The 11784-nt window shown below is 59.1% G+C and carries 9 protein-coding genes and 2 pseudogenes; 6 read left to right on the plus strand and 5 right to left on the minus strand.

The window, feature by feature from the left end; all coding sequences use genetic code 11:
• Positions 1-400: 400 nt before the first annotated feature.
• The 4 genes and pseudogenes from CLU85_RS22920 to CLU85_RS06375 all read left to right on the plus strand — a co-directional run.
• Positions 401-799, plus strand: coding sequence for a hypothetical protein (locus CLU85_RS22920; RefSeq protein WP_157803928.1), 399 nt, complete (start codon positions 401-403; stop codon positions 797-799).
• A gap of 69 nt (positions 800-868) precedes the next feature.
• A pseudogene (locus tag CLU85_RS06365) lies at positions 869-1144 on the plus strand (transposase); the annotation flags it as partial.
• 165 nt (positions 1145-1309) lie between these two features.
• Positions 1310-2131, plus strand: coding sequence for a HipA family kinase (locus tag CLU85_RS06370; protein ID WP_100409546.1), 822 nt, complete (start codon positions 1310-1312; stop codon positions 2129-2131).
• Between the two features lie 174 nt (positions 2132-2305).
• A pseudogene (locus CLU85_RS06375) lies at positions 2306-3006 on the plus strand (IS66 family transposase); the annotation flags it as partial.
• Positions 3007-3030: 24 nt separating this feature from the next.
• On the opposite strand, the gene CLU85_RS06380 reads toward CLU85_RS06375, so the two are convergent.
• The 3 genes from CLU85_RS06380 to CLU85_RS06390 all read right to left on the minus strand — a co-directional run bounded on the left by CLU85_RS06380 (position 3031) and on the right by CLU85_RS06390 (position 8079).
• Entirely contained in the window at positions 3031-3537 is a 507-nt protein-coding gene (locus tag CLU85_RS06380) for a GNAT family N-acetyltransferase (protein ID WP_100409547.1), read from the minus strand.
• 385 nt (positions 3538-3922) lie between these two features.
• Positions 3923-7426, minus strand: a complete 3504-nt coding sequence (locus CLU85_RS06385) for a DEAD/DEAH box helicase (protein WP_100409548.1) — start codon at positions 7424-7426, stop codon at positions 3923-3925.
• Entirely contained in the window at positions 7426-8079 is a 654-nt protein-coding gene (locus CLU85_RS06390; RefSeq protein ID WP_100412398.1) for a Hachiman antiphage defense system protein HamA, read from the minus strand. Before CLU85_RS06390 ends, CLU85_RS06385 begins: the two co-directional genes overlap by 1 nt.
• On the opposite strand from CLU85_RS06390, the gene CLU85_RS06395 reads away from it, so the two are divergent.
• Positions 8009-8995, plus strand: coding sequence for an IS5 family transposase (locus CLU85_RS06395; RefSeq protein ID WP_100409549.1), 987 nt, complete (start codon positions 8009-8011; stop codon positions 8993-8995). The genes CLU85_RS06390 and CLU85_RS06395 overlap by 71 nt on opposite strands.
• Here CLU85_RS06395 and CLU85_RS06400 read toward each other — a convergent pair.
• Together CLU85_RS06400 and CLU85_RS22925 are read right to left on the minus strand one after the other, a co-directional pair.
• Positions 8910-9554: a toll/interleukin-1 receptor domain-containing protein gene (locus tag CLU85_RS06400; protein WP_100409550.1), complete on the minus strand. Its 645-nt coding sequence runs from the start codon at positions 9552-9554 to the stop codon at positions 8910-8912. The two genes, CLU85_RS06395 and CLU85_RS06400, sit on opposite strands and share 86 nt — an antisense overlap.
• A 273-nt stretch (positions 9555-9827) precedes the next feature.
• The gene (locus CLU85_RS22925) at positions 9828-10316 is read right to left on the minus strand and encodes a hypothetical protein (RefSeq protein ID WP_157803929.1); all 489 of its coding nucleotides are present in this window, start codon (positions 10314-10316) and stop codon (positions 9828-9830) included.
• Between CLU85_RS22925 and CLU85_RS06410 the strand changes: the two genes are divergently transcribed.
• Positions 10305-11657 (plus strand): caspase family protein, encoded by a 1353-nt coding sequence (locus tag CLU85_RS06410; RefSeq protein ID WP_157803930.1) that lies wholly within the window; start codon positions 10305-10307, stop codon positions 11655-11657. The genes CLU85_RS22925 and CLU85_RS06410 overlap by 12 nt on opposite strands.
• Positions 11658-11784: the final 127 nt, after the last annotated feature.

An 11784-nucleotide genomic window follows, 5' to 3' on the forward strand; every position in this document is an offset into this window, starting at 1 on the left:
AGGACCAACTTGAATCCATGAACCCCGTTGGCGACTAACAATGCGTTCCAATGCAAAGCCTTCAATTATTCCTCGCGGACCTCAATGTTGCTAGGCAGCATATTTTCCGCTCGCAACCTATTCATCTCCTCCAGTAGTTTGTGCCGGCTCTCGGGCGACATCTGGGACGGATCTACTTCGCTCTCCGAGAAGCTGTTCGGCGCGAAGTTCACATGCAGCTGGCGAGCTATGTGCGTATTTCGGCTCTCCTGGACATCCAGTTCGGCACGGTGGACACCGAGTTCGGCACCGTGGGCAGATGGCAAGCAGGCTAGACCATCGCGGAGGAACAATTGGGTCGGTGGACTAGACTTCCGCTATCCGCCAGAAGCGGTCGTCCATGACCGAGAAGGATTGATCTATGAAGCGAACCTTTGCAATCTTGTTTTTGGCTGCACCTTTGCTGGCCGCTGCCGGAACTCTTTCAATCAAGTGCATTGGGCCGGAGTCTGATAACTGTCCGGTCTCAATCGACGTCTCTCTCGTCGATGAAAAATTTCAGGCTGAATATCTCATCAAGTCCTCGGTGGGTTTTGAGGTCGGATCGCTCGGCTGGTGTGAGCGTATTCAGGGCACCGGTAGTCGTTCGGTGGGGTGGGAACCACATGCGTGTTATACAACCGGGAACTTCCGTGTGGTGAATGGCGAACTGACCATGAGGCAGCTTGCAGCGGGCTCAATTTCTTTCACCATGACGAAGCTCAAAGCCTTCTGCGCAGATTCATCTGGAAGCGCAAAGTGCTACATGCCTCCTCCCTGAATAAATGGTATTCGGTGGTGGACACGAGCCTGCCATTCTATTGGGAGGTGACCTGCCGCGGCCAGACATGAAGCCGCCATCCCTACCACCGGTCTGCTGGCCCAGGTGCTGGCGGGCAAGTACGCCAACCACCTCCCGCTGTACCGCCAGGAGGCGATCTTCGGGCGTGCCGGGCTGGCCATTCCACGATCGACCCTGGCTCAGTGGGTGGGCACGTGTGGTGTGCGTCTGCAGCCGCTGGTGGATGCACTCAAGGCTGAGATCCTGCAACACCGCGTGCTTCACGCGGATGAGACGCCGGTGGCGATGCTCAAACCGGGTGACGGCAAAACGCACCGCGTCTACTGCGTGCACCGGACATCATGTATCACTGAACCAATTTAGGCCGAAGAACCCCGCCGCACCTGGTGATCATCTGAACGACGAAGCAGCTTTCTCTTGCGTTCTACCTCTGTCCACACTGGCCGCTGGCGGTCTGGAGAGCCGCGCGGCCTTCGTGATAATCGTTCGATGCCTTGCACCGCCACCCTCCCCAGAACCGTCGTTGCCACCCGGTATGTCACCCCGTTACGCGAAGGCAGCTCGCTGCCAGCCCTCATTGAGGCCGATGACGCCGGCATGTACGTGCTCAAGTTCCGCGGCGCGGGCCAAGGTCTGAAGGCGCTGGTGGCTGAACTGCTGGCAGGCGAGGTGGCACGCATTCTTGGCCTGCCAGTGCCCGAGATCGTTCTCGTCGAACTGGACGCCGAGCTGGCCCGCCATGAGCCCGAAGCCTTGATCCGCAACCTGGTCCATGCCAGCAGCGGGGTGAACCTGGCGCTCGACTACCTTCCGGGTTCCACGATGTTCGGACCCCGGTCGGCCAAGCCCGATGGCACGCTGGCGTCACGCATCGTCTGGTTCGACGCCTTCGTCTCTAACCCCGATCGCACGCTACGCAATACCAACATACTCGTTTGGCATGACAAGGTTTGGCTCATCGATCACGGCGCCGCGCTCTACTTCCACCATCAGTGGGACGGCTTCCTTGATCGGGCCCAAAGCCCTTTCACGCTGGTGAAGAACCATGTGCTGCTGCCCTTGGCCACCCAGTTGCACGAGGTGGACGCCGAGATGAGCGCCCGCCTCACACCCGAGGTGCTCCACGCCCTGGTCGCCTTGGTTCCCGACGACTGGATGACCTCGGACCCCGCCTTCTCGGACGTGGCGGCGCGGCGGCAAGCGTATGTCGACTACTTCGTTCGGCGCGTGCAGGGGCCTCGCCCTTTCATGAAGGAGGCCGCCTGCGCCCACTACGCTATCGGATCGGGCGTCACCGAGTGCGGCATCTGATGCGCGAGAGCAGGCTGCTGGCCCTGTGGCGGCGGAGCGCTTGAGAGTTGGACCCAGAGATTACGAAGGTCCACCAAATGCTCGCGAAACAGAAGGTATGCAGGAAACCCAGCAAGGTCTCCTTTTGGACTTTTCTTCATAAATAGTAGTCGCTGTCGGTGAAGCGATACTCACATGAGAACCGTGGTCTACGACTTCTGTGAGTCGCGTGCCGGCGAGCACGCCCGGACATTCCTGGGGGCATGGAAGGGCAGCCTGACCTGTGACGACTTCAGCGGCTACAAGCCGTTGATCGCCAGTGGGGTGACGGAGGTGGGCTGCCTGGCGCATGCGCGCCGCAAGCTCTTCGACCTGCACGCAGCCAAGAAGAGCCAGATTGCCGAGTTCGCCCTGCAGCAGTTCGCCCGGGTCTACGACATCGAGCGCGAGGTCAGGGATCTTGATTCCACGCAGCGCCGGAACATCCGGCAGCGGCAGACAAAACCGGTGCTCGACACGTTGCGCCAATGGATGCTACTGCAGCGCCAGAAGGTGCCTGAGGGATCGGCCACTGCCAAGGAGCTGGACTATAGCCTGCGGCGCTGGGAGGCGTTGACCCGATTCGTCGATGACGGCCAGCTGCCGGTGGACAACAACCGGATCGAGAACCAGATCCAACCGATCGCCATTGGTCGCAACAACTGGCTGTTTGCCTGCAGTCTGCGCCCCGGCCAGCCGGCCAGCGGGCCGCCGCCGTCATGAGTCTGATCCAGCCAGCGCGCATGAACGGTCACGACCCGTATGCCTACCTCAAGGATGTGCTGACGCGTCTGCCAACCCAACGGGCCAGCTTGATACATGAGCTGATGCCGCATCGCTGGCGACCTCAGATCTAGCCACGGCGCGCACCACGAGATGGTTCATTGCACCGCTTGGAACGCTCGGTGATAGGTGACCTCGCCCTGCGGGGTACTTGAGTCCCATACGATAGCTTGAAAATACTCCGCCGGCACGCCCGGCAGCACCAGGCCTGCGACATTCGAAAAGCCAAATCGGCTGTAGTAGCCCGGGTCACCCAGTACAACGCACCCCTTCGCGGATGTTGCCCGCAGTTGCTCGAGTGCCGCTTGCATAAGTTGGGTGCCGATACCCTTTGCCTGATGCGCAGGAAGCACGGAGATTGGCCCCAGTCCAAACCATCGGTCAACGCCACTGCTGATATGGATAGGTGAAACCGCCACGTGGCCGATAACCTGCCCGTGAGCTTCAGCCACGATGGATACCGTAAGGGCATTGGCAAGCCGCAACTCGCGAACAATGAACTGTTCCGTGTGGTCCGTGTGAGGCGCATTCTCGAATGCTTCAACGGTTACGCGCTCAATGGCCAACGCATCCCGTGGTTCTTCGGGACGAATGATTGTGGACATCTTGATGGGCGGGCGGCGCTACATGCGTGGTTCGCCAGCATGTTATTGCCTTCCTGCTCTACTCGCGCGCTGCCAAACAGTCAATATGGGATTGCCAATCGCTTACGGTGATGTGTTCAGCGCACGCAGTGACGATCCATACGTCACGCTGACGCGCTGACATATAGCGAAAGGCATCTTGATCTAGCTGCCACGCTCAATGATGTCGATCGGCATGTGTGCGCCGGGTCGCGACTGGAATCCGCATTAATGCCGAGCACCAGTCTGCCTGCCGTAAAGGCAACGGAGACGTATCTGGCAACAGCTGTTCCAAGGAATCGTGCAGGGCTGCTACGCCCTGCGCGTTGTCTTATTGCGGCTGCGGGGGTGAATCTCTTGGCATAAATCAATTGACGATCAGATCGTTCGGGCCTATGTACTCAAACCGAATCTTGTCGATATCACCAGTTGCGGTTGCTAGCGTCAAACCTATCGCATTTTGATTAAACGGGTAGGAAACTCTGCCAACCTCTTTGTAGTCGCTTGTGAAAATAAGTCCGGCGCTCGGTCCAGAGGCTGCTATGCGTAGGGGCGCACCAGGCGGCATTGGCACAGAATGCCATTTGACCTGTCCCGTGTACGCCATCGCCGTCCAAGGAGCGGAACTACCGGCACCGTGCGGAGCGATGAAGTCCTTCCACAATTCATGCGACTCAGCAGTTGGCCATGTGAGCAACTCACCCCACAGTCTGACGGGCGCAGAAGCCAACCACGCCCTCATTTCGGCCGCGTTATCGAACGTTGCGCCAGTTGTGGCAACTGCGTTGATGGCGCCAAGCCGGGACGCAAATCCTTGCTTGATGAGCATCGCAGCAGGCACCGATAGCGTTCCCGTTTCTACTGCAGCAACCGCGTTCGCGTTGCCATAGCTTGCTAGGCTGGCGACCTCGTCGAACGGGTCTTTGTGGGCCTCGGCCCGAACGCGCACAGCTTCCATGGCCCAAGGCAGGTTATAGACAAATGCATGCTCAATCAGTGTGATCGCATCATCAGCATCCTCGGCGCCTAACTCAGCAATAGGCGCTCCTCGCAACCATTTCTCCAGGATCTGACGCCAATCACCCGGTAGCGTCTTCGGTTTGAATGGCGTAATCCCAAAAGCAATCTCTGCGAACTTCACGATCGATTGGACAGCCTGGTCAGCATCTTGGACATCCACGGAAACGTTTGCTCCAAGCAAAAGCAACTCAAGCTCCGCAGCCTTTTCATCAAGTTTGCGCCCTGTTTCCAGACCAACGCCAGCGAGGAAGTACCCTCTTCGCTGAATGGCAGTTGAACTAGCCCAGATGAATTTGGCACGCGCCTTCAGCCCAGCGAGAACCTCGGTTTGAACTTTTTCGCTTTTTCTGGCCAGCCGACGCAGAAGTAGCGATGAGGAAAGCACCTCGTCTATCTTCGCCTCAACGGTATCCTCTGTCACCTGCGAGTCCCCAAGCAGGCTGAATATGGCTGTATCCAGGCTAGTCAAATGCCGAGGCCATTCATCTATAGCCGCGGCCGCTTCTCCCGTGCTTTCTCCCAACACTACCGGAAAGTCCCATGCACCTTGACCTGCCACATACGCCAGCAACGCATTCAAATCTGCGGTTCCCAACCTCTTGGCCATTCGGCCGAGCAGCCAAGCAAGCAGACTGAAGAGCCCACTTTCCATCTCGCGGCCCTTTTCGCTCTTGATCAGCGCTTTCCAAACTGCGCGGCGCTTTAAGTGGTCGTCGAACATGGGATACAACACCAAGCCTTCGATGTCCACATATGCACGGCCAGCGCGGCCAACTACGTTGCGGAACTCAGACTCCTCGATTGCCTTGCGATTCCTAAAATGCCCATGGAAGATGAGGCAGGTAGCGGCTAAATTGAGGCCCTGTGCGAGCGTAGGTGACGATATTGTGAGCCGCAGTATTCCGTCTCTAAGCAATCGCTCAACTTCCTTGCGAAAGTCTCTTGGAAGCTCGCCGTGATGAACCGCCACGCCCATGCGCAAGCACGACAAGATAGGATGGTCGGCACCAAACCATTCAGCCCCGACAGTCAAAGCGGACGCAATGGCAGTCGGTGGCGGAGTCATGATTGGAGGGAGTAGCCCGAGGTCGGTCAACTCCATGATGCGCTTGGCGAATGCTTTCACCGAAACCCTCAGTGGGCAGAAGACCAGGACAGACTGGCCGTCCTCAATCAAGCGCCAAGCGGTGAAAATACAGAGGTCGGTCTGCGATGCCGGATAGACCTTGGCATTCGCTCTCTTGGAAACCCTTTTCCCGATTACATACTTTGGGACGCACGGGCGTTCATCTCCGACGACGATATTGAGTTGTGCGATCTTGGTTTTGGCGTTCCAGTCGACTTCACCGAACCTCAAACGCGTAGGTCGCCAACTGTTCTTGATGAGTCCTTCAGGACGGTCCGATGTTAGCCAAGCCGTGAAGTCGGCTAACTGCTCGCCCTCTGGAAGGATCGCGGAAAGGCACACGATCCTACGCGAGGCAGCATCGGGCCTGCGAAGCAGTCGCTGGATCTGAGCCTCGTAGCGGACCTCACGCTCACCGAGACCAATCATGTGTCCTTCATCGAGTACGACGAGTCCCACGTCGTCGAGCAGTGTTGGGTCGCTTCGAAGCGCGAAGTCGAGTTTCTCCGGAGTCGACACCACGATATCACGCGATTTCAGAGTATCCACGTCGCTGCCACTAACGCCGATGCTGCCGTAGAGGCTCGAAACGGTCTTCCCCAATGCGCCGAAAGTACGACGCAGCGACACTTCAGTTTGAGCTGACAGTGCGCGCAGAGGCGTCACGAACACAACACGTTTCTCCGCAGCTAAGCAAGCGAGGATGCACAACTCGGCTATGCGGGTTTTACCCGCGCTGGTGGGCAAAGAGAGGACTAGGTTTCTATCGAGCTCAAGCACGCGCTTCGCAGCGTCTACTTGGGACGGCCAGAGCTCAATTTCCGAGCGGTTGCGGCACATCAGGGACGCGATGAATTGCTTGCGCAACGCGGCCCAATCGCCGACTTCTGTCCCGTTCGGTCCCTGCATGGGCAAGATAGCGTGGAAGCTACTAGTCCAGAGGCCGTCAACGATGTAGAGCGCCAATCTGTGCACCCACCATTGACTGACAAAATTCATCTCACCTGCGACTGAGAGCCCTCGTTTAAGACGTTCCTGGGCTTGAGCAATCAAACCTTGCTCACCTCGCTCCAGGGCAAGAAGCGTCTGCGACAGAGCCGATAGGAAGTTCCCTTCCAATCCAAGCAGTAAGGCTTCGACTACCCCCTCGTCATATCGGGAATTAGTCCCCGGATCATCCGCGCCGAACAGTGGCTCTATTTGAGCCATCAGGTTGACATCAGAGCCCACGCCAGACTCGAACCAATTGGTGATCGCACGACTGACACCGCTCAGATCTCGCAGGATCAGCATTGCAAGACATCGTTCAACAACGGAAAAATTGGCCTCGACAAGGCTTGAGTGGAGGAGCGAATATGCCCGTGCCGAAAAGCGTCCTAGGTGATAGGCACTTCCCGCGATCAGACGGTGAAAGTCACGCGATTCGTTGCGCTCTCCCCTTGCGATCACAGCCTCGATAGACTCTGCCGCAACCTCGAATGCGACTCTTGCGGTTGGAAAATCTCCACCAAGATCCAGGTAGCGCAGACCGTGAAGGAGTAGTGAGTATCCGAAGGAGAGAAGGTCTTCAGACAACTGTGGACTAAAGCCGGGTGCGTCGATTGGCAACAAGCCAGCCTGCCAAATCATTCCGCGCGCTTGACCTCTGGCCAGAAGTTGCTGCCGATAACCCGGTTGCACTGCCTCCTGGATGTTGGAACGCAGCTCCTCAAGCGTCGCGGCCATCAGGGCCCCACGGCCGAAAAAACGGCACCGATGAACTTTTGATGCTCTGCAACCTTCAGACCGACATAGATTTGAGCAGATCCACCAGCGTAACTACTCAAGTTGACTTGAAGAATCTTGGTAGTGTCGTTGCCGCTCATGGCGAACAGAAGATGTGTGACATCTGCAGGCTGCAGTGTGTGCTTCAGTTGCGCATCGTCGATCGCATTTCTCAACTGAATGTCGCCGGGCTCGGTGAGCCGATCGGCCACGAAGCTCATAGCATGCGGCGATGGAAGTTCGCCGAAATCGGAGAGAGCCGCGCGAGCGCGATTCACCGTAGTCGCGCTCATGATCTGACCGCTTTTTGACTCCGCCTTCAGCACTGTCAAATGTCCAGTCGCTGGATTCAGATTGAAACCCAGCACATCGTCGCCTCGCATCGACATATTGCGGTGGTCTTTCCATCGTAGGCGTTTGATACCCTGAGTAAAGGGCGTGTGTTCATGAACGAACGTGGTGCACAAGACTTCGCCTAAGGTCCCTCTGCACGAATCCCTGCGCTGTGTGCTCGGACATGGCTGAAGCCCAGACAATAAGGCCATGAAGCAAAGCAGCCTGGGCCTGAGCAACACCACCAAGCGCACGCGCAAGCGTGAATTCCTTGATGCCATGGAACTGGTGGTGCCCTGGGCTGAGTTGGTCTCGCTGATAGAGCCCTACGCACCCGAAGGTGGGCGCAGGGGCCAGCAGCCTTTTTCGGTGCAGACCCTGCTGCGCATCCATTTCATGCAGCAGTGGTTCAAGCTCAGCGACCCAGCCATGGAAGAAGCCTTGCACGACGTGCCCGCCTTTCGGGACTTTGCGGGCCTATCGCACTGGGACGAGAGCATCCCCAGTGAATCGAGCATCTTGCGCTTTAGGCATCTGCTGGAGCGCCACAAGCTGGCCGAACAAATACTCGCTACCGTCAATGCGCTGCTGCAGGCCAAAGGGCTGCAACTCAAAGCGGGCACGGTGGTGGATGCCACGCTCATTGCCGCACCCAGCTCCACCAAAAACCAAAGCGGCGAGCGCGACCCCGAGATGCACCAAAGCAAGAAGGGCAACCAGTGGTACTTCGGCATGAAAGCCCACATTGGCGTAGATGCGGATTCAGGCTTGGTGCACAGCGTTCGGGGCACCAGCGGGAATGTGAACGATGTGGTGGAAGCAAACAGTCTGCTCCATGGGCAAGAAACTGATGCCTTTGGTGACGCTGGCTACCAAGGGGTGGACAGGCGGCCCGATGCCAACAAGAACGTGCGTTGGCATGTGGCCATGCGCCCGGGATTGCGCCGGGCTCTGGACAAAGACAAGCCTGTGGATGCGCTGACTGACCAACTTGAACGGACCAAGGCCAGCATCCGGGCCAAGGTGGAGCACCCGTTCAGAGTGCTCAAGCAGCAGTTCGGGTATGTGAAGGTGCGCTACCGTGGGCTCAAGAAGAACACGGCGCAGATCGTCACGCTGTTTGCGCTGTCCAACCTGTGGATGGCAAGGCACAAACTGCTGGCCTGTCGGGGACAGGTGCGCCTGCAAGGGGCTTAATGCCCCTGGAAACCGGGCAATTGCCCTCGCGCAGCGCCTGCTGGGCGCGCCCGATTCTCGAAAGCCGGTGCTGTTTTAGTTCGGCATCGCTATGGCACAGCCAGAACCGATTCGTGAAGAGCTTCCCTAGCAGTACCAGGTGAATGCTGCCAAAGCGGTTCATGGCGATAGCAATCTCATTGCGGCAGACACCCGGGTCGCGCATGGCATGGTTGCTGATGAAGGCAATCGTCAGTTCACTGGCATCGATACCACGTGTAATACGGCCCTTCCAATCATCCCAAACGCCAATCTCTTTCCAATCAATCCAAACCTTATGACCACGCTTTTCCAAACTGGTCACGAACAGCTCGACCAGTTCCCTATTACTGTCGTGTCCATAAGAAAAGAAGATGTTCTTGGGGCGCGAGGTTTGGCCATCGAGCTTCCTGGAGGGGGGGGCTGATCCCAGGTCTGCAAAACGTTCTTCGCAGTCGGCACATTCCCAAACCTGTGCTTTTTGTTTCCAGACCAACTGTTTGCTGTTGCAACTGGGACAATGATTTTCTGTCTGGATCATGGTGATCTTTTTTAGCTTGAGAGCGGACGTCGAGTCATGCTCTCAGGAGTAAAGGCGTGTACGTAAAGCTCGTACATCATGTCCGCACTTTAGCGAATCTAAGTCACATTGCATGCGGGGTACGGTCGTGCGCAGGACACAGACGCTCATCAGTCGAGGTTTTCAAACACCTACCGGGCCAGAGGTGACGGCAAGCACGTGGAGGATGAAGAAGACGGGGCAATCTTGGACGGGCATAAAGACCAATCGCGGCGGAGTGCTCCAGGGTTCGGTCTATTTGGACTGGATTGCGCAGCGGGGCGCCGGACCCACTTCCTGCGCCAGGGGCCCGAGCACCGCCGCCGCATCTTGCACGAAGCCTTGCGGTCCTACGATGCGGTAGGCGCCCGCACCGTCCGGCCCGTCCACCACGCGGGCCTGCGATTGGATCAGCACTCGTGTTAATTCACCCGCCGTTGTCTGGGGCGCCAGGCGCAACAGGACGGCCGGGCAGTTGGCTTTGTCATCGGTACCGCCACCACGCATGGCGTCTTCCTGCACTGGACGTTGGGTCAGCCACACCAGGGCGCCGGCCTGGAGGACGACGATCACCATCGCGAAGGCGACCAGCCCCGACATGGCCGAGCGCAACGAAGCTATGCACTGCCTCAGCCATGCCCACGAGCCGTCAGCAGCGGCAGGTCCAGCCGCCACAGGCATCGCGGCGTGGCGCCGTGCCAACGCCTGGAAGGCCTCCCACGCGGGCGCTTCGTGCCGGGCCATGCGCTGCTCAAGTCGCAGGGCGGCCAGCAATCCAAAGGTAGCGCAATCGTCGGCCACCGCTGGGTCCGCTTCGGCGGCGGCGCGCAGTTGTCCCAGTTCGCTGGCCGTAAGGGGCCGCTCAAGGCTACCCTTACGGCCAACACGCTGCGCAAGCTCGGCTTCCATACGAGCCTGGCCACAGACCGCAATACCGCGCAACTCAAAGCCGATCTGGATGCCTTCGGCCAAGCCGCGCGGGGCGCGGACATCGCCGTTTTCTTCTACGCCGGGCACAGCATCGCTGTGGAGAACATCAACTACCTGCTGGCAGTGGACCAGAAGCTGGCCACCGCCACTTCGCTGGACATGAAGCGCCAGGGCATCTCGCTGCGCTGGATCGAATCGCTGCTGCGCCAGGACATGGGCGTATCGGTGATCGTCGTGGATGCCTGCCGCAACCCTCTCCTGCGCGGGGTACCCCAGCAGGGCATGGCGGCGGCACCGCGCGCCGCGCGTGGAATGCTCACCTTCTACTCCACCGCGCCCGGTGCGCTTGCGCGCGACGGCACCGGAGCCAACAGCGACTTCAGCTCTGTCTTCAATCGCCACCTTGCTCGGCCCGACCTGTCGCTCAAGCAGATCGTCGAGGCTACCCAGCGCGACGTGAGCGCCGAAACCGGGGACACCCAGGTGCCATGGGTCAGCAGTGGCCTGGTCGGCGACGCACACCTGGCTAGCACTGAGCAGGTGGGCGTGGCCGCCTCGGCCCCGACCTCTTCGGTGGGAGCCGGACGCAAGCGCGGCGACACAGACACACCGCCCCCTGTCGTGCCGGTCCGCTTCTGGAACGAGAACCTCGCGCAACTTGAGGAGCACGTGCAGTTCGCGGTGATGAACTTCGACATCAACAGCAAGCGCGTGCTGGAACAGCGCGCAGCCGCTGGGGATGCGATGGCGTTGACCATCCTGGGCAGCGTGTACGCCGCGCCCGTCACGCCCAAGACCAGGGCCACGCGCAGCACCTATGGACTGGAAGCCCAGACCACGCCAAGGGGCAACGGGGTCGTTCCCGCCGATCCTGCGCGCGCCGTCCGTTACCTAGCCAAAGCCGCCGAACGGCGCTTCCCGCTCGCCCAGACCCTGCTGGCTGAGCTACTGGTTGAAGCCCCGCGCGGTGTACCGCGCGATTTCCAGCGCGCCGAGAACCTGCTGCAGGACGCCGCCGCCACAGGATACGGCCGCGCGCGACTGGACCTGTTGGACCTCAAGATGCGCCGCGGCAATATGCAGCCGCGGGACCTGTTGGAAAATGGCAAGACCTTGGAGGCGTATATCGAGAGCTTCCAGCCGCCAAAGCGTTAGCACCCTATGGCTCAACCCTTTAGCACCTTGGCGACTACTTACGGCTTCCCCGTAAGAATGACCGAATGAGCCGCACCCTCAACGCTGAGGTAGGTTTCAGGTGCGGAGCACAAATACTTCGGATGTT

The sequence above is a fragment of the Acidovorax sp. 69 genome (assembly GCF_002797445.1).
Taxonomy (GTDB): domain Bacteria; phylum Pseudomonadota; class Gammaproteobacteria; order Burkholderiales; family Burkholderiaceae_C; genus Acidovorax.